Source organism: Haemophilus sp. HMSC71H05 (genome assembly GCF_001838635.1).
In the GTDB taxonomy this organism is placed as follows: Bacteria; Pseudomonadota; Gammaproteobacteria; order Enterobacterales; family Pasteurellaceae; genus Haemophilus_D; species Haemophilus_D parainfluenzae_R.
This window is the reverse complement of record NZ_KV838038.1, coordinates 146,756-173,044: the sequence shown is the minus strand read 5'-3', so window position 1 is coordinate 173,044 and position 26,289 is coordinate 146,756. Positions and strand designations below refer to the sequence as shown.

Annotated in this window: 29 protein-coding genes; 6 read left to right on the top strand and 23 right to left on the bottom strand. The window is 39.4% G+C overall.

From position 1 onward, the window contains the following. Positions 1-19: 19 nt before the first annotated feature. The 12 genes from HMPREF3279_RS09675 to rpmH form a co-directional block, all read right to left on the bottom strand. Positions 20-643 (bottom strand): HEAT repeat domain-containing protein, encoded by a 624-nt coding sequence (locus HMPREF3279_RS09675; protein ID WP_070869008.1) that lies wholly within the window; start codon positions 641-643, stop codon positions 20-22. Positions 644-669: 26 nt separating this feature from the next. After that, positions 670-1,842 carry a 23S rRNA (uracil(747)-C(5))-methyltransferase RlmC gene (gene rlmC, locus HMPREF3279_RS09670; protein ID WP_070869007.1) on the bottom strand — a complete coding sequence of 391 codons (1,173 nt, stop codon included), beginning with the start codon at positions 1,840-1,842 and terminating at the stop codon, positions 670-672. After that, complete coding sequence (gene nagZ / locus HMPREF3279_RS09665) at positions 1,839-2,882, bottom strand: beta-N-acetylhexosaminidase (RefSeq protein WP_070869006.1); 1,044 nt, start codon at positions 2,880-2,882, stop codon at positions 1,839-1,841. The genes rlmC and nagZ overlap by 4 nt, the downstream gene beginning before the upstream one ends. A 4-nt stretch (positions 2,883-2,886) precedes the next feature. Beyond that, a complete protein-coding gene (locus HMPREF3279_RS09660) occupies positions 2,887-3,234 on the bottom strand; it encodes a putative periplasmic lipoprotein (protein WP_049363082.1) in 348 nt (115 codons plus the stop codon). After that, a complete protein-coding gene (hinT, locus tag HMPREF3279_RS09655; protein WP_070869005.1) occupies positions 3,234-3,584 on the bottom strand; it encodes a purine nucleoside phosphoramidase in 351 nt (116 codons plus the stop codon). The genes HMPREF3279_RS09660 and hinT overlap by 1 nt, the downstream gene beginning before the upstream one ends. A 100-nt stretch (positions 3,585-3,684) precedes the next feature. Next, positions 3,685-5,562 carry a peptidylprolyl isomerase gene (ppiD, locus tag HMPREF3279_RS09650; protein WP_070869004.1) on the bottom strand — a complete coding sequence of 626 codons (1,878 nt, stop codon included), beginning with the start codon at positions 5,560-5,562 and terminating at the stop codon, positions 3,685-3,687. A gap of 67 nt (positions 5,563-5,629) precedes the next feature. Continuing rightward, positions 5,630-6,187 (bottom strand): manganese efflux pump MntP, encoded by a 558-nt coding sequence (locus HMPREF3279_RS09645; protein WP_070869003.1) that lies wholly within the window; start codon positions 6,185-6,187, stop codon positions 5,630-5,632. A gap of 10 nt (positions 6,188-6,197) precedes the next feature. After that, on the bottom strand, positions 6,198-7,556 hold the full coding sequence (gene mnmE / locus HMPREF3279_RS09640; RefSeq protein ID WP_070869002.1) for a tRNA uridine-5-carboxymethylaminomethyl(34) synthesis GTPase MnmE: 1,359 nt from the start codon (positions 7,554-7,556) through the stop codon (positions 6,198-6,200). Positions 7,557-7,683: 127 nt separating this feature from the next. Further along, on the bottom strand, positions 7,684-9,312 hold the full coding sequence (yidC, locus tag HMPREF3279_RS09635) for a membrane protein insertase YidC (RefSeq protein ID WP_049367077.1): 1,629 nt from the start codon (positions 9,310-9,312) through the stop codon (positions 7,684-7,686). Beyond that, positions 9,312-9,575 carry a membrane protein insertion efficiency factor YidD gene (yidD, locus tag HMPREF3279_RS09630; RefSeq protein WP_005695569.1) on the bottom strand — a complete coding sequence of 88 codons (264 nt, stop codon included), beginning with the start codon at positions 9,573-9,575 and terminating at the stop codon, positions 9,312-9,314. The genes yidC and yidD overlap by 1 nt, the downstream gene beginning before the upstream one ends. Beyond that, positions 9,530-9,898, bottom strand: a complete 369-nt coding sequence (gene rnpA, locus HMPREF3279_RS09625) for a ribonuclease P protein component (RefSeq protein WP_049369437.1) — start codon at positions 9,896-9,898, stop codon at positions 9,530-9,532. Before rnpA ends, yidD begins: the two co-directional genes overlap by 46 nt. Before the next feature lie 12 nt (positions 9,899-9,910). Further along, positions 9,911-10,045, bottom strand: coding sequence for a 50S ribosomal protein L34 (gene rpmH, locus HMPREF3279_RS09620; protein WP_005539760.1), 135 nt, complete (start codon positions 10,043-10,045; stop codon positions 9,911-9,913). Between the two features lie 318 nt (positions 10,046-10,363). On the opposite strand from rpmH, the gene dnaA reads away from it, so the two are divergent. Genes dnaA through recF form a run of 3 tightly spaced genes read left to right on the top strand, consistent with a single transcriptional unit; the run spans position 10,364 to position 13,930 of the window. Further along, positions 10,364-11,731, top strand: a complete 1,368-nt coding sequence (dnaA, locus tag HMPREF3279_RS09615) for a chromosomal replication initiator protein DnaA (protein WP_070869001.1) — start codon at positions 10,364-10,366, stop codon at positions 11,729-11,731. A gap of 10 nt (positions 11,732-11,741) precedes the next feature. Beyond that, positions 11,742-12,842, top strand: coding sequence for a DNA polymerase III subunit beta (gene dnaN, locus HMPREF3279_RS09610; protein WP_014064018.1), 1,101 nt, complete (start codon positions 11,742-11,744; stop codon positions 12,840-12,842). Between the two features lie 5 nt (positions 12,843-12,847). Further along, the gene (gene recF / locus HMPREF3279_RS09605) at positions 12,848-13,930 is read left to right on the top strand and encodes a DNA replication/repair protein RecF (RefSeq protein WP_070869000.1); all 1,083 of its coding nucleotides are present in this window, start codon (positions 12,848-12,850) and stop codon (positions 13,928-13,930) included. Between the two features lie 63 nt (positions 13,931-13,993). On the opposite strand, the gene nagA is transcribed toward recF, so the two are convergent. From nagA to HMPREF3279_RS09575, 6 genes are all read right to left on the bottom strand, one after another. Then, on the bottom strand, positions 13,994-15,139 hold the full coding sequence (gene nagA, locus HMPREF3279_RS09600; RefSeq protein ID WP_070868999.1) for an N-acetylglucosamine-6-phosphate deacetylase: 1,146 nt from the start codon (positions 15,137-15,139) through the stop codon (positions 13,994-13,996). Positions 15,140-15,175: 36 nt separating this feature from the next. Continuing rightward, positions 15,176-15,979 carry a glucosamine-6-phosphate deaminase gene (nagB, locus tag HMPREF3279_RS09595; protein WP_014064021.1) on the bottom strand — a complete coding sequence of 268 codons (804 nt, stop codon included), beginning with the start codon at positions 15,977-15,979 and terminating at the stop codon, positions 15,176-15,178. 88 nt (positions 15,980-16,067) lie between these two features. Continuing rightward, on the bottom strand, positions 16,068-16,946 hold the full coding sequence (nanA, locus tag HMPREF3279_RS09590) for an N-acetylneuraminate lyase (RefSeq protein WP_005695560.1): 879 nt from the start codon (positions 16,944-16,946) through the stop codon (positions 16,068-16,070). Between the two features lie 9 nt (positions 16,947-16,955). Beyond that, positions 16,956-17,822, bottom strand: coding sequence for a MurR/RpiR family transcriptional regulator (locus HMPREF3279_RS09585; protein ID WP_070868998.1), 867 nt, complete (start codon positions 17,820-17,822; stop codon positions 16,956-16,958). Next, the gene (locus tag HMPREF3279_RS09580; protein WP_070868997.1) at positions 17,815-18,753 is read right to left on the bottom strand and encodes an N-acetylmannosamine kinase; all 939 of its coding nucleotides are present in this window, start codon (positions 18,751-18,753) and stop codon (positions 17,815-17,817) included. Before HMPREF3279_RS09580 ends, HMPREF3279_RS09585 begins: the two co-directional genes overlap by 8 nt. Positions 18,754-18,764: 11 nt before the next feature. Continuing rightward, complete coding sequence (locus HMPREF3279_RS09575) at positions 18,765-19,454, bottom strand: N-acetylmannosamine-6-phosphate 2-epimerase (RefSeq protein WP_070868996.1); 690 nt, start codon at positions 19,452-19,454, stop codon at positions 18,765-18,767. 217 nt (positions 19,455-19,671) lie between these two features. Between HMPREF3279_RS09575 and nagE the strand changes: the two genes are divergently transcribed. Beyond that, complete coding sequence (gene nagE / locus HMPREF3279_RS09570) at positions 19,672-21,138, top strand: N-acetylglucosamine-specific PTS transporter subunit IIBC (protein ID WP_070868995.1); 1,467 nt, start codon at positions 19,672-19,674, stop codon at positions 21,136-21,138. 510 nt (positions 21,139-21,648) lie between these two features. Here nagE and crp read toward each other — a convergent pair. The 5 genes from crp to coaBC form a co-directional block, all read right to left on the bottom strand. After that, positions 21,649-22,317 (bottom strand): cAMP-activated global transcriptional regulator CRP, encoded by a 669-nt coding sequence (crp, locus tag HMPREF3279_RS09565; protein WP_049364966.1) that lies wholly within the window; start codon positions 22,315-22,317, stop codon positions 21,649-21,651. Positions 22,318-22,333: 16 nt separating this feature from the next. Next, the gene (locus HMPREF3279_RS09560; RefSeq protein ID WP_005695554.1) at positions 22,334-22,552 is read right to left on the bottom strand and encodes a YheU family protein; all 219 of its coding nucleotides are present in this window, start codon (positions 22,550-22,552) and stop codon (positions 22,334-22,336) included. A gap of 21 nt (positions 22,553-22,573) precedes the next feature. Continuing rightward, positions 22,574-23,227 carry a nucleoid occlusion factor SlmA gene (slmA, locus tag HMPREF3279_RS09555; protein WP_070868994.1) on the bottom strand — a complete coding sequence of 218 codons (654 nt, stop codon included), beginning with the start codon at positions 23,225-23,227 and terminating at the stop codon, positions 22,574-22,576. A gap of 3 nt (positions 23,228-23,230) precedes the next feature. Further along, positions 23,231-23,686, bottom strand: a complete 456-nt coding sequence (gene dut / locus HMPREF3279_RS09550; RefSeq protein WP_005698440.1) for a dUTP diphosphatase — start codon at positions 23,684-23,686, stop codon at positions 23,231-23,233. A gap of 73 nt (positions 23,687-23,759) precedes the next feature. Continuing rightward, the gene (coaBC, locus tag HMPREF3279_RS09545; protein ID WP_070868993.1) at positions 23,760-24,962 is read right to left on the bottom strand and encodes a bifunctional phosphopantothenoylcysteine decarboxylase/phosphopantothenate--cysteine ligase CoaBC; all 1,203 of its coding nucleotides are present in this window, start codon (positions 24,960-24,962) and stop codon (positions 23,760-23,762) included. Between the two features lie 201 nt (positions 24,963-25,163). On the opposite strand from coaBC, the gene radC reads away from it, so the two are divergent. Beyond that, a complete protein-coding gene (gene radC / locus HMPREF3279_RS09540) occupies positions 25,164-25,829 on the top strand; it encodes a RadC family protein (RefSeq protein WP_070869050.1) in 666 nt (221 codons plus the stop codon). Positions 25,830-26,047: 218 nt separating this feature from the next. Continuing rightward, positions 26,048-26,284 (top strand): 50S ribosomal protein L28, encoded by a 237-nt coding sequence (rpmB, locus tag HMPREF3279_RS09535; protein WP_005599762.1) that lies wholly within the window; start codon positions 26,048-26,050, stop codon positions 26,282-26,284. Positions 26,285-26,289 lie beyond the last annotated feature (5 nt).

Below are 26,289 nucleotides of genomic sequence, written 5' to 3'. Positions count from 1 at the left end.
AAAAAAGCTAACATTTCTGTTAGCTTTTTATTAAAAGTTTATTTGCAAGTTGATAAACCTGTTTAATCCCTTTGGTTTCTAGACTCCAAGTACTAAGCTCAACTCTGATTAATTCTGGATATTTCTTACTTATATCTCGTAAAGCATTACCAACCGATTTTCTAACATATTCACTAGGATCATCTCTTAACGCAGCTAATCTTCTAATAGCTTCATTTGGATTTGCCTTGAAATATGGTCTCCCAGTCCATATTCTCAAGCCCTCAGTAACTGCTCTTCTTGTATTATGATTACTATTCTTTAACCAATCATCTATAACAGGAAGAGCTTTTTCGTATCCAATTATTTTACAAAACTCATCAAATGATTTTGCCAATACTTCTTGAACTCGCCAGTTGCTGTCTTTAGATACCTCATCTCTTAAAAACATTAAGATGTTTTTATCCTCGGATAAGTATCCAAAAAGAAATACACTATACATTCTTACTTGATACACTTCAGACTGATATGACAAAAATGCCAATTTTTTGATGAATTCACTATCATTAGATTTATAATCAGTAAACGCTCTTTTTTCTTCCTCTTTGAAACCGTTTTCTATTGAAGAAAATTCTCTTTCTAGGCTTTCAATATATTCATTCAAATGAAGGTCACCTCGCTCATAAAAAATCAAATTTTAACAGATAAAAGTGTTAGAGTTTCATAATGCGCTGTATGCGGGAACATATCAAATAATTGAATTTGAGTAAGTTTATAATTGGTTAGATGCTGCAAATCTTTTCCCATGGAAATCGCGTTGCAACTAGAATAAAGAATAAAGTGCGGTTGCATTTCATTGAGAAATTCAGCGAGTTCCTTTCCGATGCCTCGACGAGGCGGGTTGACGATCACCAAATCCGGTTTATTTTCATCTTGTGCTAAAGCAAAATTAGCGGCATCCAAAGATTGAAATTTAACGTTACTTAGCCCTAATACCTGAGCGGATTGAGCCGCCGCTTGGATAGCGGATAGCGAAATTTCAATTCCCGTTAATTCTACTTCTTGTTGATGTTTATCCTGCAAAGCTTTAGCACAATGAAGTCCAAAGCCTCCAACGCCACAAAAGAGATCCCAAAGTTTAGTAATCGGCAAATCTTGTACCCAATCTTGTGCTGTTGCATATAATCCTTGCGCTACAAGTGGATTTGTTTGGAAGAAACCTTGAGGACGAATAAACAACGGAATACCATTAAAACTTTCCGATAAAGTATGTTGATCCGTCAAAAAGATTTCTTTCTCACCTTCTAAGATCGCAGCGTGTTGAGGTTGGATATTCACACTCACCACTTCAAGTTGTGGTAATTTTTCCAATAAGCCTGCAAATTCACGTTGAATTAACGGCAATTTAGTTTCTGAACGCAATACAAAACGCAGCATCAATTTTTTTGTATGTTGGCTTTCTGTAAGCAGAATATATTTCAGCTCACCTTTTTGCTTAGCTACGTTATAAGGGACTAAACCCGCGCGTCCAATAAAATCTTTTAGAATCGGAAAGAGTTCAGCAAAGCGTTGCGGATAAAGCGAGCAATCACATAAATCCACCGCACTTTGTGGATCATTCGGGTCTTGAAAAATACCTAGAATGGGACGTTCCACCGCGCCACTTATAACCATTTTCGCTTTATTACGAAAAGCTGACTCGGAGGAATAAAAAGGCGGATGCCAAATTAAATCATCACAATCTAATTTGGCAAGTTGTTGTTTAAGATGCTCTTCTTTCTTAGCAAGTTGCTGCGCATAAGGCATTTCAAGCCATTGACAAGAACGGCAATTGCCTTTTTGATAATGATGGCAATCAATCATTTAGAAGCAAGCCACTCTTGTTGAAGTGCGGTCAGTTTTTGATGATTTTCAATCCAACGTGAAGTTTTGGTGAGTTCTGACCAATCAAAGGATTTTTGTTTAAAGAGTGATTTCAAACGTTCTTGGCGTGCTACAAAATGCTCTGTGGTCTCCTCTAACTTCAGATTATCAAGCACTTGAATGACACCTTCTCGTTCATTACAAAGCAATAATAAGTCACAACCAGCCTTCAAGGCTTTTTCACTGCGAGCCACAAAATCGCCCATAAAGCCTGCGCCTTTCATGCCTAAATCATCAGAGAAAATCGCCCCTTGGAAGCCTAACTCTTTACGCAAAATCTCTTTTAACCAATAAGTCGAGCCGCTTGCTGGCTGGCTATCACATTGCGTATAAATCACGTGAGCCGGCATAATCGCATCAAGCTTACTCTGTTGAATTAATTGCTGGAATGGCAAAATATCATGATTAAAAATCGTCTCTTTTGCACGCTCATCATAAGGGGTTTCAAGATGAGAATCGGCTAAAACATGGCCGTGTCCCGGGAAGTGTTTTCCTGTTGTTGCCATGCCCGCTTGGTGCATACCATCTATAAAAGCAGCTGCCAAATTGACCGCACTTTTTACATCACAGCCAAAACTACGATCGCCAATCGCACGACATTCATGCCCCAAATCCAACACCGGAGCAAAACTCAAATCAATATCTAGCGCCACCATTTCAGCCGCCATTTGCCAACCCGCTTCTTTTGCTATTTGTTGTTGCTGAGTTGAATCCTTAACTAATGCCGCAAAAGCTTGCATCGCGGGGAGCTGAGTGAAACCTTCACGGAAACGTTGTACGCGACCACCTTCTTGATCGACCGTGATCAATAAAGGCTTTTTCACTCGTTGACGAATGGATTTAATTAGCGCTTGAACTTGCTGACGATCATAAAAATTGCGGGTAAATAAAATCAAACCGGCAACTAAAGGATGTTCCAGTAATTCAACTTCTTCTTGTTTGAGCTCATGACCTTCAAGGTCAATTAATAATGTGGACATAACCCTATTGTAAGTAAAGACGATAATTGCTACTTTCTGTGCTTGGTTTTGGTAGTTCAAACACTTTCTTTTCTTGAGGTTGCAATAAAATATTGCCTGATTGGCTTTCTTGCTGATTCGGCCAAACTTGCGTTACACCTTGTGTGTTATACCAATAAAGGTGGTAAAGCACATTGAGTTGTTGTGTAGTTTTATTTTTTAAGGCTGCGGTATTATCCGACAAATCGACGTCTAAAGCCGGTGCTAAATTTGCCGCCATATTTAAAATGGGTTTATTAGTTCCCACAATATTTGGCGCAGATGAACAAGCCGTTAAAAATAATACCGTCGCTGTAATGAGGATCTTTTTCATTATTTCGCCAACATTCTACCTAAAGGTTCACCACCAACAAGATGCATATGAATATGGAATACTTCTTGTCCACCATGTTTATTACAGTTCACAATTAAACGGTAACCGTCTTCGGCAATGCCTTCTTCTTTAGCAATTTTAGCCGCGACAGTAAACAAGCGACCTAAGGAAACTTCATCTTGTTCCGTCACATCATTAACCGTTGGAATCACTTTATTGGGGATAATCAAAATATGGGTTTTCGCTTGTGGTGAAATATCACGGAATGCGGTCACTAATTCATCTTGATAAACAATATTGGCAGGAATTTCTTTGCGAATAATTTTACTGAAAATGGTTTCTTGAGCCATGGTCTTCTCCTTGTTTTATATAAAAAAGTGCGGTCAAAATTTACCGCACTTTGCTTTTATTTTCCATCAGAAATTGATGATGAATGACATTTCAATCAACTTAGTGAGATGCACCTTCTTCTGAATCATCTTGATTAATAAAGGTGTTATTAATCTCAATTTGTGCTTTTTCACGTAATGCTTGCATTAACTGTCCTTGCAATTCACCTTGACGAGCAAGAACAAGTTGAGTGCTAAATTTCGCTAATTCTTGCTCACTTAAAGTAGGTTCTTCTACACGTTCAAGAGCAACCACAACTACATCACCTTTGCTGTTGCGAGCAACTTGATAAGCTACTTTACCATCTTGTGGTTTAGCAATAGCAAATACCCCCTCATAAAGCATTGGATCTTTATTATCCATTAACGTAAAGGTTTGTGGTTCACTAAAACTAATGCCTGCTGGTAATTTTGTAGGATCAGTAGATAGTGCTTTAACCGCTTGCTCTGCTTTTTCAGCTAATACTTTATCGGCTTTTTCACGTTTTAAGAATTGCTCAATCGTTGATTTTGCTTCATCAAGGCTTTGTAAACCTTCATCTTTGTGATCCACGACACGTACCACTACAAATTCATTTTCACCTACAGTTAATGGCTCAGAATTTGCACCGCCGTTTGCAATATCAGATTCAAAAATAGCAGAAGTCACATTTGGGAAATTTAATGCCGCAGGGACGTTATTTTTACCAAAGTAATCCGTTTCTTCCACTTTCACGCCTGCCGCTTCAGCTACCGCAGCTAATGAATCACTACTTTCTGCTGCTTTTTCACGAACCGCTTTTTCTACTGCTTGGAAACGGCTTTCTGCTAAGTTCTTACGTACAGTCTCTGCGATTTGTTCTTTCACTTCTTCTAAAGTACGTTCTTTACGATCTTGCACTAAAATAATATGGTAAGCCCCATCCACATTAACCGGTGTACTGTATTGACCAACATTTAACAATAATGCTGCATCTTCAAAGTTTTTCGGTAATTCGTTGTCTTTTACCCAACCTAATTCACCGCCTTGAGCACCAGAAAGTTTATCTAGGGATTTTGTTTTTGCTAACTCAGCAAAATCAGCACCTTTTTGCAGTTCTTGATAAACAGCATCTGCTTCTTTCTCAGTTGATAATTGAATATGTGCTAATTTTTGGCTAATGAATTGTGCTTTATTTTCTTGATAATATTGTGCAATTTGTGTTTCAGTGACAGGTTGTAATTTACCTAATGCATTTGCCGAAACACTAATATATTGCACTTTCGCTTGTTCAGGTTGAACAAGTGACTTCGCATTCGCATCGTAATACGCTTTAATTTCTTCGTCCGTTACTTTTTGTTTTGCAATTTCATCGGCTAATGGAAGAGTTGCAAGACGAGCGATACGTTTTTGGAAAAAGACTTGTGCGTTATCTTTTACTTGGGCTGGTACAACAAACTCACTGTCAGCCAAACCATTTTGCATTTGTTCAAGTGTTAATGCATTACGTAAAATAGCCGCATAAGTATCGGATGTTAAACCATTTTGAGTCAATAATTGTTGATAACGCGCGTTATCAAATTTACCGTTAGATTGTAAGTTAGGATCGCTCACAATCGCACGTTTGATCATCTCATCACTTACACCTAATTTTAATTCTTTGGCATATTGACGGATTAATTCTTGATCCACCAAACGTTGAATTAAATTTTGACGAAGTGCAGTTACAAATTCCACTGAGTCAGTTTTCGCTAGGAAGCTCTCGCCTTCTTGTTGAGCTCTAGCCTCAAACTCTTGGTTATAACGATTTAAGAAATCTTGTTGAGAGATAGTCTCGCCATTTACTTTTGCCGCAAAACTATCATTGCTGCTATACAGATAACCTGACATCCCACCAATCAAAAATGAAACTGGAATTAAAGCAAAGATCGCTTTTCCGATAAAGCTATGGGCGATGCCATGCATTTTTTCAATTAACATTCAATTATTACCCTTTTAAAAAAGACAAAGTTCGTAAGATTATAATCTAAAAGGCGAAAATTCGCACTTAAAAAACACCATGTTCGTGTAGGATTTTCACAGCCATGACTAATAACACTAAACCGCCAAAAATCTCTGCTTTGCTTTTGAATTTTTTCCCTAAAAAATGACCGCTCTTTACACCAATAAAAGAGATGACAAAGGTGATTAAACCAATGATGAAGACAGCCAACAAAATGTCCACAGAAAGAAAAGCAAAAGAGACACCAACAGCTAACGCATCAATACCCGTTGCCACACCAAGTGTTAGTAAGTGTTTTAAACTAATCAATGAGGGAGCAGGTTCATCATCTGAGCTCAGCCCTTCTCGAATCATATTCACACCGATAATCGCAAGTAAAGCAAAGGCAATCCAATGATCCCAATTTTGAATCATCTGACTAAATTGTAGCCCGACAACATAGCCGATTGCCGGCATAATGCCTTGAAATAGTCCAAAACAGCATGCAATGGCAAGCGCTTGTTTCCACCGAAAAGCGCGCATTGCCAAACCTTTGGAAATGGATACTGCAAACGCATCCATCGAAAGACCAAGCGCAATGACCCACAACATATGAAAAGTCATAACCTAAAACCTATTTTCCGATACAAAAAGAGCTGAAAATATTACCGAGTAAATCATCCGAGGTAAATTGCCCCGTAATTTCACTGAGATTAGCTTGTACTAAACGAAGTTCCTCTGCTAACAATTCACCCGCATGAAACTCGGTTAACTGGACTAACCCAATTTGTAAATGTTCGGCCGCTTTTTCTAAAGCATCGAGATGACGACGACGTGCTAAGAAGCCACCTTCCATGCCGGTTTGGAAACCCATCGCCTGTTTTAAATGCTCACGTAATAAATCTACGCCTTGATGCGTTTGAGCCGATAAACAAATGGTCGTTGTTCCATTTTCTTCTTTTATCCCAACTGCCTCACCGCTTAAATCTACTTTATTACGAACAATGGTTACCGGCATGTTATTCGGCAATTTTGATAAAAATTCTGACCGCACTTTTTCAATATTTTGGCTGTCAGGATCGCTGCTGTCTAACATTAAGATAATACGATCGGCTTGCTCAATTTCAGTCCACGCACGCGAGATTCCGATACGTTCAACTTCATCTGTCGCTTCACGAAGCCCTGCGGTATCAATAATATGTAAAGGCATGCCATCAATATGAATATGCTCACGCAACACATCACGCGTCGTTCCCGCAATATCTGTCACAATAGCCGCTTCTCTGCCCGCTAAAGCATTCAGTAAGCTTGATTTACCTGCATTCGGACGACCGGCAATCACCACTTTCATCCCTTCACGTAAAATCGAGCCTTGTTTCGCTTCGCTACGGACTAAATCAAGTTGATTGATAATTTCTCGTAATTTTGCTTCGATTTTACCGTCTGCCAAAAAGTCAATTTCTTCATCGGGAAAATCAATCGAGGCTTCCACATAAGTACGAAGATAAATGACGGAATCCACCAACTGATTCACTTTATTGGAAAATTCACCTTGCAATGATTTTAATGCTGAACGAGCGGCTTGCTCCGAAGTCGCATCAATCAAATCTGCAATGGCTTCTGCTTGAGCTAAATCTAATTTATCATTTAAAAAAGCTTGTTCAGAAAACTCACCTGGACGCGCAAGACGAATACCATCAAGTTGTAAAATTCGTTTTAGCAACAAATCTAATACCACCTGTCCACCATGGCCTTGTAATTCCAGTACGTCTTCACCAGTAAAGGAATTAGGTGATTTAAAATAAAGCGCAATGCCTTGATCTAAAACTGAGCCATCAGCATCTTTAAAAGGTAAATAATCTGCCATTCTTGGTTTAGGACATTTACCTAGTACCGCTTGTGCCACTTCAACCGCTTTTGGGCCGGATACACGCAAAATACCAATACCGCCACGTCCTGGTGCTGTCGCTTGTGCGACGATTGTTTCTTTCATAAAAACTCACTAAAAATTGACCGCACTTTTATCTGCGATAAAAAAATGAGAGGGCGCATTAATACGCCCATGTGATTATATATCAATCAATGATAGAAAAAAGGCATCTTTCGATGCCTTCTATTTGTTATTTTTTACGGGTATGTAACCCTTTTTTCTCTAAACCACGGTAGATCATTTGTTGTTGTACGATAGTGATTAAGTTAGATACTAACCAGTAAAGTACTAGACCTGCCGGGAACCAGAGGAAGAAGAACATGAAGATCAACGGCATGAAATTCATCACTTTTTGTTGCATTGGATCGGCAACTGGTGTCGGTGACATTTTTTGTAACAAGAACATTGATCCACCCATTAAGATTGGGAGAATGTAGTAAGGGTCTTGTGCCGATAAATCTTGAATCCAACCAAAGAATGGCGCATGGCGAAGTTCAACCGCTTCCATAAACGTCCAGTATAATGCGATGAAAATTGGCATTTGAAGGATTAATGGTAAGCAACCGCCAAGTGGATTTACTTTTTCTTCTTTGTAAAGTTTCATCATTTCTTGGCTCATACGTTGGCGATCATCACCAAAACGTTCCCGCATTTCTTGCATTTTTGGTTGCAACATACGCATTTTCGCCATAGAAGTGTATTGTGCTTTTGTAAGCGGATATAAAATCGCTTTCACCACTAAGGTTACACAAATAATTGCCACACCCCAGTTAGATACAATACTTTGAATGAACGTTAATAACCAGAATAATGGTTTTGCGATGAACCATGCCCAACCGTAATCAACGGTTAAGTCTAAGTGGTTAGCCACTTCAGCCATTTTGTTTTGTAATTTTGGACCAGTCCATAATGAGCTGGTAATTGTTTCTGTTGCACCCGCTGGAACAGATACCACTGGACCACGATAACCAATAGACGCAACGTTATTTTTGCTGTCTGTAATACTATAAAGTTGGTTATTTACATCTTGATTTGGGATCCAAGCTGATACGAAATAGTGTTGTAAAATAGCAACCCAACCTGCTTTGGTATCGATAGAAAGATTTTTATCTTTCATATCGCTGAAGCTGTATTTTTTGTAATTGGTTTCTGAAGAAGAATACGCACCACCGGTATAAGTAGGCATTGCCACGTTACCGCTGCTTTCAACTAATGTGTGTTTTAATTGGCCGTAAGGTTCAACTTCAATTGCACTACCACTTTGGTTCACAATTTCAAAGTTAACACCTACATCGTAACTATCACGTTTTAACACAAAGGTTTTACGATAAGTCACACCATCTTTTTCAAATGTTAATGGCACTGAAAGTTCATTTTGACCTTCTGCTAATTTGAAATTGTCGCCAGTAACTTGATATTGCGCGCGACCTGCTTTTGTATCGATCCCGTTTTTACCAATTAAACCGCTTTGTGCAATGTAAACATGCTCCTTTGTATCTTTTAACAAGACGAAAGGTTCTTTTGAACCTAATTCTGCATCATATTTTAATAGTTCAGAACTGATTACATCACCACCTAATGTATCCACTTTCAAACGGAGTACATCATTTTCTAATGTGATAATTTGACCTTTTGTTTGTGAATCTGCCACTACTTCAGCAGATGAAGAAGAACTTGCCGGGACATCAGAAGAGGCGGCTGTTGTTTGTTCCGTGGTCTGTTGTTGAACAGGTGGATTTTTATCAAGTTGCCATTGCTGATAAACAAGGAAAGAAATAAAGAGTAGTGCAAGCACTAATAGGCTACGTCTTGAGTCCATTATTTTTTCTCATCGTTATTATTAATCTTTTTCGGCGGAACAGGATCGAATCCACCGGCGCTTAAGGGGTGACATTTTAATACACGTTTTAGCGTAAGCCAACTACCTTTTAACAATCCATGTGTTTTTAACGCCTCAATACCATAGCAAGAACAAGTTGGCACAAAACGACAACGGGGCCCGATTAAAGGGCTAATCGCTACTTGATAAAACTTAATTAAAGCGATGAGGATTTTTGTGCCAAACGAATGTGACGTGCCCATAATTTATCCAAAGTTTGTAAAAACGTTTTATTATCAAGCTGACCAATGCCACGTTTCGCCACAAAGACAAAGTCACAAGAAGGCAAATTATGTTGAGATAAACGAAAACTTTCACGAACTAAACGTTTAATACGATTACGATCATGTGCTCGTTTAAGATGTTTTTTAGCCACAGTTAAACCTAAGCGTGGATGCTCAAGATTATTTTTGCGTGCGAGAATGGTAATTTCAGGGGTGCTTGCTCGAAACGGTTGTTCGAAGACATTTTTGAATTGAGTGGGAGTTAGCAATCGTAACTCCCGAGAGAAGTTTAGCTTAATCACTAAAAACGGTGATTATGCAGATAAACTCTTACGACCTTTAGCACGACGACGAGCTAAAACTTGACGGCCGTTTTTAGTTGCCATACGAGCACGGAAACCGTGAGTACGGCTACGTTTTAATACAGAAGGTTGAAATGTACGTTTCATTGTAATCTACCTAAATCAAAATGGTTTACTGTTTTGATATTCAAAACACAACAAGGGTTATAAAAAATAGACCGCAATTTTAATCATAAATTGGGCTTTCGTCAAATAAGAAAAGAGAAAATTCCGAAATAATCTTCCGTTTCTTCTAAAATCGTGGGGATTATACGGATTTTGCACAAAATCTCAAGCAACCTTTTTGTCTTTTTTTGACGACCAACAGAAGATCTTTTGCCTAAATTATTGTAAAATTCTCTTCGATTTTTAACCGCACTTTTGCGGCTTTTATTTTATACGCATATAACATAAGGATAATTTATCGTGAGCCTTTCTACCCTATGGCAAGATTGCTTATCTCAACTACAAGATCAGGTTTCCCCGATGGATCTCAGTACTTGGTTACGCCCACTACAAGCGGATGTAATCTCGCAAGATCAAGTGGTGTTATATGCGTCCAATATGTTTGTGAAAAGCTGGGTGGAAAATCACTACTTGGCTCAAATTCATCAAATTTGCCAAGCCCTTGCTAAAAATCCAAATTTACAAATTATCGTAAAAGAAGGGGTAAAACCAGCTCCCAAAGCTGTTGAATCATCCTCAACTCAAACAACTAATCATCAAGAAAGTGCGGTAAATTTTCAGCAAGAATCTGATGCGCCGACTAAATTTGAATCACACCTAAATCGTAAACATTTATTTGAAAACTTTGTTGAAGGTAAATCAAACCAACTCGCCCGTGCAGTAGGTCAAAAACTCGCTCTTGCGCCTGGTGAACCAACAGCAAACCCATTCTTTTTATATGGTGGTACAGGTTTAGGTAAAACTCACTTATTACACGCAATCGGTAATGGCATTTTAGCGAATAAACCGAATGCCAGAGTGCTTTATATCCATGCTAATAATTTTATGCAGCACATGGTAAAAGCGATGCGTGATAATAAAATGGAGCAATTCAAAAAATTCTATCGTTCTCTTGATGCATTGTTAGTGGATGATATTCAATTCTTCGCAGAAAAAGAAAAAACACAAGAAGAATTTTTCCATATTTTCAATAGTTTATTTGAAACTGGCCGTCAAATCATTTTGACTTCTGACCGCTATCCAAAAGAAATTGAAAAAATTGAAGAACGCCTAAAATCTCGTTTCGGTTGGGGTTTAACGACTGCGATTGAACCACCAGATTTAGAAACCCGTGTTGCGATTTTGCTGAAAAAAGCAGAAGAACATAATATGGAACTGTCAGAAGAAGTAGCATTCTTTATTGCACAACGTTTACGCACCAATGTTCGTGAATTAGAAGGCGCATTAAACCGTGTGAAAGCGATGCAAGACTTCAAAGGTGGTCACATTGATATTGATTTTGTTCGTGACACATTAAAAGATATTCTTGCCTTACAAGAACGTTTGGTAACCATTGAAAATATTCAGAAAGTCGTGGCAGAATACTATCGAATTAAAGTGGCTGATTTAAAATCAAAAAGCAGAGCAAGATCAGTCACTCGCCCACGCCAAGTTGCGATGGCGTTAGCAAAAGAATTAACCAATAAAAGCTTACCGGAAATTGGCCGTGCCTTTGAACGCGATCACACGACAGTCTTAAATGCCTGCCGTGAAGTGCCAAAATTCCGTGAAAAAGACAGCAGTATTCAAGAAGATTGGGCGAATTTAATTCGCACATTATCTGCATAAGGAGCCAATGATGCAATTTAGCATTTCAAGAGAAAATCTATTAAAACCCTTACAGCAAGTTTGTGGCGTATTAAGCAATCGTCCGAATATTCCTGTATTAAATAACGTGTTATTACAAATTGAAGATAACCGTTTAACGATTACAGGTACAGACCTTGAAGTTGAGCTTTCTAGTTATACTCAACTTTCCTCTTCAACCGCTGATGGCGCGTTCACCATTCCGGCTAAAAAATTCTTGGATATTTGCCGCACGCTATCAGATGAATTTGAAATTACAGTTACCTTTGAAGAAGATCGCGCCATTGTAGAATCAGGTCGCAGTAAGTTTAATCTCACTACTCTGCCTGCTGAAGAATACCCAAATCTGACGGATTGGCAATCTGAAGTGGATTTTGCCTTACCGCAAAGCACCTTGCGTCGCTTAATTGAAGCCACCCAATTTTCAATGGCAAACCAGGATGCCCGCTATTTCTTAAATGGCATGAAATTTGAAACGGAAGGTAATTTATTACGTACTGTTGCAACTGACGGTCATCGTCTTGCGGTTTGTACGATCGAATTAGATCAAGATCTGCAAACTCATTCGGTTATTCTGCCACGCAAAGGCGTATTAGAACTGAATCGCCTATTAGAAAGCAGTGATGAACTTGCTCGTTTGCAAATTGGTACTAATAATCTTCGTATTCACTTAAACCACATTGTGTTTACCTCAAAACTCATTGATGGTCGTTTCCCTGATTACCGTCGTGTATTACCACGTAATGCAACGCGTATCGTAGAAGGAAACTGGGAAACCTTAAAACAAGCTTTTGTACGCGCTTCGATTCTTTCAAATGAACGTGTACGTAGCGTGCGTTTAAACTTAAGTGAAAACCAACTTAAAATTACCGCATCTAACCCAGAACACGAGGTGGCAGAAGAAATCGTGGATGTGAATTATCAAGGTGAAGAAATGGAAGTGGGCTTTAATGTGACTTACATTTTAGATGTATTAAACGCCTTAAAATGCCAACAAGTACGTATCCGCCTCACAGATGCATCATCAAGCTGCTTAATTGAAAACAGCGAAGACGCAAGCGCAGAATACGTCATTATGCCAATGCGCCTCTAGAAATAATGGCCATTTCCCGCTTAATTGTTGAAAAATTTAGAAATTTAAATGCCGTGGATCTTGAATTTGATCACGGCTTTAACTTTTTAGTCGGCAATAACGGCAGCGGAAAAACGAGCTTATTAGAAGCAATTTTTTATCTCGGGCATGGGCGCTCTTTCAAAAGTGCGGTCGCAAATCGCATTATTTCTTACGACGAACCTCATTTCACGCTTTTTGGCCAAATTCAAGAAAGTCAGCATCAATGGTCTGTTGGATTACAAAAACTTCGTCAAGGTAATACCATTGCGAAAATAAATGGTGAAGACGGCAATAAAATTGCCGATCTCGCTCACCTTTTACCCATGCAATTAATTACGCCTGAAGGACTTACCCTATTAAACGGTGGGCCAAGTTTTCGACGTGCATTTTTAGATTGGGGTTTATTCCACCACCATAATAGCTTTCATTCCTCTTGGGTTGCCTTAAACCGTTTATTAAAACAACGAAATGCCGCTCTCTGTCAAAATCAGCCTTATTCTGCAATAAAAATATGGGACATTGAATTAGCTAAATTAGCCCATCAAGTGAGTGATTGGCGCGCTGAATATGCAGAAGCCTTACGTCCTGAGATCGAAAAAACCTGCCAGTTATTTTTACCCGAATTAGAGATTACTGTGAGTTTTCATCAAGGGTGGGAAAAAGAGACTGAATATGGTGAATTATTGGCGCAAAACTTTGAGAGAGATAAAGCCATTGGCTATACGGTTTCAGGTCCACAAAAAGCCGATTTCCGCTTTAAAGCCAATGGACTCCCCGTGGAAGATGTGCTCTCTCGTGGTCAATTAAAATTATTGATGTGTGCGCTACGTTTAGCCCAAGGTGAGCATTTAATGATTCAAAAACAGCGTCATTGTATCTTTCTGATTGATGACTTTGCCTCAGAGTTGGATCAACATAAACGTGCTCTTCTAGCTGAACGCTTGCAACAAAGTGGATCTCAAGTCTTTGTTACTGCCATCACTCAAGGTCAACTCAAAGAGATGCAAGTAGGAAAAGGAAAATTGTTCCAAGTGGATACCGGTAAGATCACCGAATTACAACCATAAAAAATAATCCGATCGGTTTAAGGAGCGGATTACGTTTAAAACAATGCTATTTTTGACCGCACTTTAGTTTGGTTTCCATTCACCATTCAATACGGTACCTATCACATCATAATCTTTTGTGAATACCGCTAAGTTTGCGACTTTACCTGCTTCAACAGAACCTAAACGATCATCTACGCCAATCGCTCTTGCTGGGTAAAGGTTACTCATGCGAATTGCTTCCGCTAATGGAATTTCTACATACTCTACAGCATTCTTAATCGATTCCATCATGGTAATCGATGCACCCGCAATCGTACCATTTGCATCGTAGCAACGACCCTCTTTCACATAAATCGGTTTTCCTACAAAAGTGAAAGTTTCCAATTCAGGTGGTGCACCTGCAGCAGCAAGAGAATCTGTCACGATACAAAGTTTGTCACCTTTCACTTTTTTATCTAAGCGAACGTTACCAAAATTCACATGCACGCCATCTACAATAATCCCCGTGTAAGCATCGGAATCTAACACTGCGCCAACTACGCCCATCGCACGTCCTGAACTGATCGGTGACATCGCATTATGCAAGTGTGTCGCAAAGGTTGCCCCTTTATGAAAGGCGGCTTTTGCTACTTCATAAGTCGCATTAGAATGACCAATAGACACGATAATACCCGCTTTTACAAAGTCAGGAATATATTGCACCGTTGGGTTTTCAGCGGCAATGGTCAGTTTGGTGATAACATCCGCGTTATCACATAAGAAATCTTTCATCTCTGGCGTCGCTTCACGGATATATTCCGGGCGGTGTACGCCTTTTTTCTCAAGACTTAAATAAGGTCCTTCGATATGTAATCCAAGCGCTTGGTTTTTATGCTTATTCAAATATTCACGCATGATACTTACTGCGCGTTTAATATCTTCATCTGGTGCAGTAATAAACGTTGGCAAGAAACTGGTACAGCCTGATTTTAAGTTCGTGGCTTGCATAATTTCTAATGTTTCCACGCTTGTTTGATCGTTAAACATCACGCCGCCACAACCATTTAATTGCAAATCAATAAAACCTGCAGTGAGATTATGACCTTTTAAATCAATGGTTTTAATCCCGCTTTCTAATTCACTTTGTGGAATAACAGATTGAATATATTCCCCTTCAATAACCACTGTATAATCTCTTAACACTTCATTTTTCGTGTAGATTACGCTGTTAATTAATGCATACTTCATCATACCTTCCTAAAATCCAATTAAAATTAACCACACTTATAATACACTATGAATCGCGCGTCCTTCCAATTCAGTAAAATATTTCACTGTTTTGACTTTCAATTCTTGTAATGCTGGCTCATCACAGACCAAAACGAAATGACGATGAAGCTGTAAAGCACTCACTGTCCAAAGGTGATTAATACTGCCCTCTACGGCTGCTTGTACAGCTAAGGCCTTATTATGACCCGTTGCTAAAATCATCACTTCTTCTGCATCAAGTAATGTCCCTACACCGATTGTTAAGGCATATTTGGGTACTTGATTTACGTCATTATTAAAGAAACGAGAATTCGCGATAATAGTATCTGGCGTTAACGTTTTAATACGGGTACGAGAACTTAAAGAAGACGCAGGTTCATTAAAGGCAATATGTCCGTCAACACCTACTCCGCCCATAAATAAATGAATTTTGCCATAAGATTTAATTTTTTCTTCATAACGTCGGCATTCTTCATCATGGTCATTGGTATTACCATTTAAAATATTGATATTTTGCGGTTGAATATCAATATGGTTGAAGAAATTATTATGCATAAAACTGTGATAGCTTTCTGGATGTTCTTTTGGTAAACCCACATATTCATCCATATTAAAGGTCACCACATGTTTAAAACTCACTTCTCCCGCTTGATTTAATTTAATCAATTCTTGATAGGTCTTAAGTGGCGTACCACCTGTTGGTAAACCTAATACAAAAGGACGTTCTGCAGTAGGTTTAAAATGATTAATTCGATCAGCAATATGACGCGCCGCCCAACGGCTGACTTGTTGTTCATTGTTCAGAGGAATGAGACGCATAATAACCTTCCTTATCAGTACCACACCGACATTCTTTCCTCCCCGCTATAGAGAGGAAAGAAGTAAGTGCGGTCACTTTTCCATTAATTTATAAATATTTTGCTTTTAACTCTTTCGCTTTCGCTAATTGCTCTGGTGTTGCTTTCGCTGTCATTGGCTCACGGCAATAACCTGCATCCACGCCATCTAGTTTCAATAACTCTTTGATAGTGAGATATAAGCCATTCGCTAAAATGCCTTCGATGAGGTCATTGGTCACGTGTTGAACTTGAAGTGCATCAGCCAATTTACCTTGTTTGGTTAATTCAAAGATTTGTCTTGCGCGTACACCGTTTACGTTGAATGTACTACCAATTGCACCATCTACACCTAGAGAGACTGCAGGTACCATCATTTCATCAAAACCAGCCCAAATGAGGTGATTTGGATAAGCTTTTTTCAAGCGTTCTAATAGATAGAAATCCCCAGCGGTAAATTTCACACCAAGCACTTTCGGGTTCTTATAAAGTTCGCCGAATTGCTCAATACCCATGTTCACACCTGTTAAGAACGGAATTGAGTACACGATCATGTTATTGCCTGTTTCCGCAATAATGGTGTCGTAGTAATGTTTGATTTCAGGGAAGCTGAATTTATAGTAGAAAGGCGTTACCGCAGAAAGGCTGTCATAGCCTAATTCGGTTGCATATTTACCTAATTCCACTGCTTCATGTAAGTTCACGCTACCCACTTGTGCGATTAACGCGACTTGGTCTTTTGCTTCATCTTTCGCAATACGGAAAATTTGTTTTTTCTCTTCCGTAGAAAGCATAAAGTTTTCACCTGTTGAGCCGCCTACATATAAACCATCAATTTTCATCTTATCAATGTTATAGCGAATAATTTCACGCAAACCTTTTTCATTGATAGAGCCATCTTCATTGAATGATACTAATAACGCACTAAAAATACCTTTTAAGTTACGCATTTTTCTCTCCTATTTGATACGTTGTTCTAAAATGACATTTAATGTTTTTTGCTTTATTTTGACCGCACTTTCCTGTGATGCCTGTACCAATAAAGCGTAAATTAAATCTAATACAAATAATTGAGCAATCTTCGTGCCGATAGAGTCGCCTTGTAACTTGCCTTGCTTATTGCCATTCACTAAAACCAGATCGGCATATTCAGTGATTGGAGAACGCAAGCTGTGTGTAATCGCAATGGTTTTGGCGCCATTTTCTTTGGCGATTTTCATGGTATGAGTGGTTTCTTGAGAATAACCGGAATGGCTCAAACCAATTGCCACATCTTTTTTCGTCAATAAAGATGCCTGCATATACATAAAATGGTTGTTACCTGTCGCATCCACTTGCACACCGATACGCATCAATTTATTTTTGGCATCCTCTGCTGTAATACCCGATGTGCCCACACCAAATAAAAAGACACGATTCGCTTGCTGAATGGCTTTTACGGCGTCTTCCAACTGCTCAAAATCTAATAAATTAATGGTTTCATCCATCACGTTATTAATGGCAGATTTGAGCTTATGCGCAATATTCAATGAGTTGTCAGAATCGGTAATATCTGAATCTAATACGGTATTATCTTTGCCATCTTTTGTCGCAAGCTCAATGGATAATTCCAATTTAAAATCGCTGAATCCTTTAAAGCCTAGAGTACGACAAAAACGCACAAAGGTCGCCTCTCCCACTTCTAAATGGGCGGCAATTTCAGCTAAAGGAGCTTGCACTGCAAGATCAGGATTCAATAAAATTGCATCCGCAATTTTCTTTTCAGTTTTCGTTAAACTACGATATAACGAGCTGATGGTATTTAAAATATTGCCGTTTTTAGCCATAAACCACCCCTGTATTTTTTGCTTGTAATAAGCAATCTTTTACCCAGTACGCCGCACCAATCAAGCCTGCATCTTGCCCGAATTTAGCACTTTCTAATTCACAATGATAAACAGCAGGAAGTTCACTTAATAAAGATTGAACCAACGGTAAATAACCGTCTGCCAACCCTACGCTACCGCCCACCACGACCTTTTGCATGTCTAATCCAATCTTCAAATCCGCAATCAAATTCGCAATGGCTTGGGCTGAACGAGTCACAAGTGCGGTCGCTTTTTCATCATTTTGACGAAAACGTGCAAAAACTTCTTTCGGATCACAAGGATCATCCCATTGAGAAGAAACCGCTTCAATGGCACGACCTGATGCAATGGCTTCAACACAACCACGGCGACCACAACCACAAATTGGCCCATTAGGATCGGCCAAAGTATGACCTATATGCCCTGCAATGCCGTTTGGCTCAGTGAGCAAACGATGATTTAAAATTAAACCGCCACCCACACCTGTGGAAACCGTAATAAAGGTAAAGTTTTGCACATCATCAGGATTTTGTAGTTGATACTCTGCATAGGCTGCAGCTTGCACGTCATTAAGCAACCCAATCGGTTTATCAGTATGCTGCGCAATGCTGTCTTTTAGCGGAAATTGGGCTAATCCACCCAAGTTTTTAGGGTTAAGTGCAGTCAGAATGCCTTGATTAATAATGCCCGTTGAAGCAACGGCAACATAATCAAACTGTCCTTCATATTCTTTTAGCAACTGAGCAAGAGTTTGATGCATGGCTTGCGCGGCATCATCTTGTGGCGTGGAAATCTGTTTTCGTTGCTCAATTTCGCCATTTTTCACAATAGCAGAAGCAATTTTCGTGCCACCAATATCTAATGCCAAACAACGCTGTAATGCTTGACCACTATCCACTGTTAATGACATCTCTTCTTCCTTTATTTTTTTGCTGAATGAATGGCTTTAGCAAACCAGCTTACAATATGCTCTAAACGCGTTAATGCAGAACCAACTGTCACGCAATAAGCACCAATTTCAATTGCTGTTTTCGCCAACTCAGGGGTGTTATAACGTCCTTCCGCCATGACACGACAGCCTGCGGCTTTCAAATCTTTGACTAATTGATAATCAGGCTCTTCAGGTACAGCACCACCTGTGTAGCCAGACATCGTACTACCCACGATATCAAAACCGAGTTTTTGACAATACAAACCTTCTTCTAAATTCGAACAATCTGCCATGGCTAAACAGCCTAATTCGTGGATTTTTTTGACCGCACTTTCAATATCTACCGATCTAGGACGATTTGTCCCATCCACGGCAATAATATCTGCACCCGCTTTCGCTAAATCTTCAATATCATGCAAAAATGGGGTAATTCGCACTGGGCTGTCAGGTAAATCTCGTTTCACAATACCAATAATCGGCACATTCACGGTAGGGCGTGTTGCTTTGAGATTTTCTACGCCCTCAATACGCAATCCTGCTGCGCCACCAATAACAGAAGCCTGTGCCATCGCCGCCACGATTTCTGGTTTATCCATCGGGCCGTCATCGACAGGCTGACAAGAAGCAATAAGACCAAATTTGATTTTATCTAAGACTTCATTATGTGATAATTTCGACATATAAACTCCTATATTAGACAGTTACACTTGGTGTCCTTTTGGCTCTTTTGTCATTATAGTAAAACTCACACCATAAAAAAATATTTTTTGAAGTTTAATTTCAAAATTTGTGATCGGCTTCTCAAATTTAAGATAAAGTGACAACATCTATACAAAATATTTTTTTTTACTTTAAAATATGAAGTAATACTTCATTACTTATAAATAGGAGAAAAAAATGAATGTGTTAGGTTATGCGCAAAAAATTGGGCAGGCCTTGATGGTACCTGTCGCTGTCTTACCAGCAGCTGCTGTACTGATGGGTATCGGTTATTGGCTTGACCCTGATGGCTGGGGTGCAAACAGTCAACTTGCTGCATTTTTAATTAAATCAGGCGGTGCTATCATCGATAACATGGGCCTGCTTTTTGCCGTTGGCGTTACTTTCGGTTTATCTAAGGACAAACATGGTTCCGCTGCGCTTTCAGGTTTAGTAGGTTACTATGTGGTAACCACTCTACTTTCACCTGGCAGTGTGGCTCAACTACAACATATCGATGTAAGTGAAGTGCCCGCCGCTTTCGGGAAAATCAATAACCAATTTATTGGGATTTTAATCGGGGTGATTTCGGCTGAACTTTATAACCGCTTCTATCAAGTAGAATTGCCAAAAGCGCTTTCCTTCTTTAGCGGAAAACGTCTCGTGCCGATTGTTGTGTCTTTTGTCATGATGCTTCTCAGCTTCGTATTACTTTACATCTGGCCATATATTTTCGGCGGTTTAGTATCATTCGGTGAAAGCATTAAAGATTTAGGTGCAGTTGGTGCGGGTCTTTATGGTTTCTTCAACCGTTTACTCATTCCGGTTGGCTTACACCACGCATTAAACTCTGTATTCTGGTTTGACGTGGCCGGTATCAACGATATTCCAAACTTCTTAGGTGGTGCTAAATCACTTGCTGAAGGTACGGCAACAGTTGGTGTAACGGGTATGTATCAAGCCGGTTTCTTCGCTGTCATGATGTTCGGTTTACCGGGTGCGGCATTAGCGATTTATCTCAGTGCTAAACCAAACCAAAAAACAAAAGTTGCATCCATTATGCTTGCGGGTGCATTTGCCTCATTCTTTACGGGTATCACTGAACCGTTAGAATTCTCTTTCATGTTTGTTGCGCCAGTGCTTTACTTCATCCACGCGGTATTAACCGGTATTTCCGTCTTTATCGCGGCGACAATGCATTGGATCGCAGGCTTCGGTTTCAGTGCAGGTCTCGTGGATATGGTGCTTTCATCACGCAACCCGTTAGCAGTTGAATGGTATATGCTAATCGTACAAGGCTTAGTATTCTTCGTGATTTACTATGCCGTATTCCGTTTTGCAATTAAAGCGTTCAACTTAAAAACATTAGGTCGCACAGAAGAAACGGAAGAAACGACTGCAGCACAACCAGCAGCGAGCCAATCTCGCGAAGAAAGAGCGGTCAAATTTATTGATGCTTTAGGTGGTGCAGATAACCTCAAAAATATTGATGCTTGTATCACTCGCTTACGTTTAAGCTTAGTCGATCAACACAAAATTAATGAAGAACAGCTTAAGTCTCTTGGTGCAAAAGGTATCGTGAAAATTGGTAACGATGGCTTACAAGTGGTTCTCGGCCCTGAAGCTGAACTTGTGGCAGAAGCCATGAAACAAAAAGTAAAATAACACACACTAAATGAAATACCGACTCAGAAATGTGTCGGTATTTTTTTGCCAAAAATAAAGTAAAAAATGACCGCACTTTAGCTAAGAATTTCTTGTCTGGAGAGAGTTAAATGAATGTTTGAAAATGAAGATTGTTTTGAAAGGGTGGTGGAACTAAGCAGAATTGGTCTTAACAGCAAGTGGCTTACTGCATCGCATCCCTGCGGGATTTCTACCTAGCCCACCATAGATTTAAAGCATCTCTGGGGTTCCAGTCTGCGATATAAAATTAAAAGATTAAGTATCTTTTAAAAGCCACTTATTATATTCAGGAGACCAATCCTGACTTCCAAACAAACCACGTTGGAAGGCAGTGTTATGATAGAAGTCTTCCGCAATTTTGTCAATTAAGATATTGCACTAAAAGAAGTATTTTTTCGCTTTTCGTATAAAAATTAACAAAGACATTTCAACTATCACATCAATGTAACAAAAACAAAATAACCGTCTGATTAGAGACGGTTATTTTTGCTATCTTGTGCCATAAACTACAATGGTTTTGCCGTGTGCATGAATGAGATTTTGATCTTCCAGCATCTTAATGATTCGCCCTACGGTTTCACGCGAACAGCCTACCATTTGACCGATTTCCTGACGTGTAATTTTAATCTGCATACCATCTGGATGCGTCATCGCTTCAGGTTGTTTTGCTAAATGCATAAGCGCCTGAGCAATACGGCCTGCCACATCTAAAAAGGCCAAGTTTGTCACTTGTCGAGATGTATTTTGCAAACGTTTTGATAACTGAGCAGTAAGGAACATTAAAATCTCAGGATTAATTTGAATCAGCTGACGATATTTTTTATAGGAAATTTCCGCAATTTCACAAGGCGTTTTCGTTTTCACCCAAGCAGAACGTTTCGAGCCTTCATCAAATAAACCCGCTTCACCAAAAAATTGTCCGGCGCCTAAATAAGATAAAATCATCTCTTTGCCTTCATCATCTTTCGATGAAACCATCACCGTTCCTTTAATTAAGAAATATAAAATATTGGCATCTTCCCCTGCATGGATTAAGGTCGATTTTGCCGGATATTTATGTAAATGACAGTGAGTAAGGAACCAATCCAGAGCAGGATCACGTTGCTGATCATCGTCCTGCGGCTTTTGTTCTTCTAATAATTCTACATTTTCTGACATATAAGCTCCTATTGATTTATTTTAGAAATTCCATTTTATCTTTTATATCAATGGATTCATGTAACTCAGACCAAACAATCACTGCACTTCCATTGTGAATCTTGTTCAGTAGGTGTTGTTTTTTTTGTTCTAAAGAAAATTCGTGTGAACCATAATCAGTACCTTCTCTAAGTACCACACTTTCCACAATATTTTCTAATGTTTCGGTTGGCAATTCTTGCCACGGAATAATCATATATTTATCAACTAAAGTCAATTAAGCAAAAAGCGGTTCAAGAAAACGCCACTGCTGTTCAAAACTTTGATTTGCACCTAAACGGAAGTTTGTGCGGACATAACGCATAAACTGCCCTTCACAAAGGGTTACTAAATGCCCTGCAATAATGCGTTCATCGACGTTAAAACCACGCCCTTCGCGTAATTTCCGCATTTGTAAAATATTCACAAATTGCATTTCAAGACGATCGAAAAATTGAGCGACACGAGCCTGTAAAAGCGGCTCTTCAAACATCAATGCATGTCCGGTCAAAATACGTGTCAAACCAGGGTTTTTACGCGCAAAGTCAAGGATCATCTGCATAATGTCACGCACACGATTCATGGTGTTTGTTTCATTACGAATCGATGTGGTAATACGGCTAAATAAATTCGCTTCGATATTATCGATCAACGCTTCAAACATTTTGGTTTTACTAGGGAAGTAACGATAAAGTGCCGCTTCTGACACCCCTACTTCTTCCGCCAAACGCGCCGTCGTCATCCGCTCCATTCCCCGTTCAGAATGCAGCATATGGGTAAGCACCGTCAACACTTGTTGACGACGTTCTTTCACCGTGCGTTTTTCGATTTTTGGCGGTTTGATTTCCGCGCCAATCTCATCAACTTCAACGAGAGATAATTGTTCTACCATAGTTTATTTTTTACCTGAATGACCAAAACCGCCCTCACCGCGTTCAGTTTCGGTAAATTCACTAACAATATTGAATTCAGCTTGTACTACTGGCACAAACACTAATTGCGCAATACGATCACCAACTTCAATTTTGAACGGTTCATGACCACGATTCCATACAGATACCATTAATGGACCTTGGTAATCTGAATCAATTAAGCCCACTAAGTTACCTAATACGATACCGTGTTTATGACCTAAACCAGAACGAGGCAGAATTACCGCTGCAAGGTTCGGATCGGCAATATAAATTGAAAGGCCAGTTGGGATAAGTTTGGTTTCGCCTGGTTGAATTTCAATGCCCTCTTCAAGCAATGCACGTAAATCCAAACCTGCTGAACCTTCGGTTGCATAGGTTGGTAAAGGAAATTCATTGCCAATACGGCTATCTAAAATTTTTACATCAATTTTTTTCATGCTTATTTATCCTTTAAAAGAAATCTGTCATACAAAAGTGCGGTCACAAAATCTAACGAATTTTGAGCCTATTTTATTTGTGATAATGCTCAACAATTTCTGTGACTAACACTTCTGCCAATTTATTTTTGTCAGCCAACGGCAACGATTTTTCGCCTGTTTTCCAAAAGATCTGCAAGGCATTTTGATCTTGTCCGAATACTTGTCCACCCGATACATCATTGGCACAAATCATATCTAAATTTTTTCGTTGAAGTTTGCTCTTCGCATATTCAGCGACATTTTGCGTTTCAGCTGCAAAGCCTACAACAAACGGACGATCTTTTTCTAAACTTGCCACACTTGCGATAATGTCTGGATTTTTCACCAATTTAAGAGAAAGCTCATCGTTATCATTGGTTTTCTTAATTTTTTGATCGGCGACTTCCGCGACTCGATAATCGGCCACTGCGGCACAGCCAATAAAGATACGATTTTTGACCGCACTTTCAAGAGAGGCTTGCCACATTTCATGGGCAGTTGTCACATCAATACGATGAACATTCTTTGGCGTAGCAAGATTAACAGGCCCCGCAATTAAAGTGACATTAGCCCCACGTTTAGCAAAGGCCTCGGCAATCGCAAAGCCCATTTTGCCTGAGCTGTGATTAGAAATATAACGAACAGGATCGATAGCCTCACGAGTCGGACCTGCTGTAATAGTGACACTTAAATCAGCTAAATCTTGTTGAACAGCAAACAGTGATTGAAGCGACTCAAAAATTTCAGCGGGTTCTGACATTCTGCCTGCCCCCACATCGCCACAAGCTTGAAAGCCACTATTTGGCCCCACAAAGTAAATACCTCGCGCAGAAAGGGCGGTTAAATTTTGTTGTGTAATCGCCTGATGGTACATCTGTTGATTCATAGCCGGTGCGAGCAAAATAGGCGCACTTGTCGCAAGACAAATCGTACTTAGTAAATCATTTGCCATTCCAACGGTTAAACGCGCAATAAAATCGGCACTGGCTGGCGCAATCACAATCGCATCAGCCCATTTGGCTAGCTCAATATGCCCCATGGCTAATTCGGCTTGAGGATCAAGTAAAGATTGAGAAACCGCATTGCCTGAAATGGCTTGTAACGTTAAAGGGGTAACAAATTCAGCGGCAGCAGGCGTTAAAGCTACTCGAACTTCTGCGTTAGATTTGCGTAATAAACGAATAAACTCAATGGTTTTATAGGCGGCTATGCCCCCTGTAATCCCGACAACAATACGCTTTCCGCTCAAGCTCATTTGCTACTCCGCTACGACTTAATAGAATGGATATGTTTTGTGTGTTAGTACTTAACAACTTAAGGTCGCCTATTTTACTTCAAATTTCACCAATAAAAAATTTTATTTTTGCGATCGCTATACCAAAGACAAAACTGATTTCTCGCAAAGATTGAAAACATCATGAAAATTGACCGCACTTTTTTCTTTTCATTAATTAATATGCAAACAAACTCTCCTTTAATGCCTCGCGAAAAATTGTTGAAATATGGCGTTGAAGCCCTCGAAGATCACGAATTACTTGCTATTTTTCTACGAACAGGTATTAAAGGTTGCCCTGTCATGGAATTATCACATAGCGTGCTTCAACATTTTGGCTCTCTTCGAGCCTTATTAAGTGCTGATAAAGAAGCCTTTTGCAAAGTAAAAGGATTAGGCATTACGCAGTTTATCCAACTACAAGCCACCACAGAAATGACCAAACGCTATCTCAAGCAAGAATTACTGATAGAGCATGTATTTAGCGACACATCCACGGTAAAACTTTATCTTCAAGCAGAGCTTCATCACGAAGAACGTGAAATTTTTATGGTGTTATTTTTAGATAATCAACATCGTTTGATTAAAAAAGAGCGGTTATTTTTAGGCACAATTAATGTGACGAATGTTTATCCACGTGAAATCATTAAAGAAAGCCTTTACTGCAATGCTGCCGCCTTAATTCTGGCTCATAATCATCCTTCGGGTATCGCTGAACCTAGTTATTCCGACAAACTGATTACACAAAAAATTATTGAAGCAGCTGAGTTAATGGATATTCGTATTTTGGATCATTTTATTGTCGGCAAAGGGACTTGTTATTCTTTTGCAGAACATAATCTGCTATAGTTTTAGGGAATTTGATGATTTTTTTATCGTTCATTTCCATTTAAAGACGGAAAAATCGCTTTTGGACTTGAGAAATGAAAATAAAGTCAGTATAATTTGCGACCTTTAATATAGTAAGTGGGTCGGATACTGCGACCTGACGAGGAAGCAAGCTTAGTTTTAAGCTTCATTATCCGAACCATAAGCTCGAGCTTATATTTAAATTATTGGAGATTATTATGTCTAGAGTTTGTCAAGTAACAGGCAAGCGTCCAGCTGTGGGTAACAACCGCTCACACGCGTTGAATGCGACACGTCGTCGTTTTCTTCCAAACCTTCACACTCACCGTTTCTGGGTTGAAAGTGAAAACCGTTTCGTAACCTTACGTTTAACTGCGAAAGGTATGCGTATTATCGATAAAAAAGGCATTGATGCAGTGTTAGCTGAAATCCGTGCTCGTGGCGAAAAAATCTAAGGAGC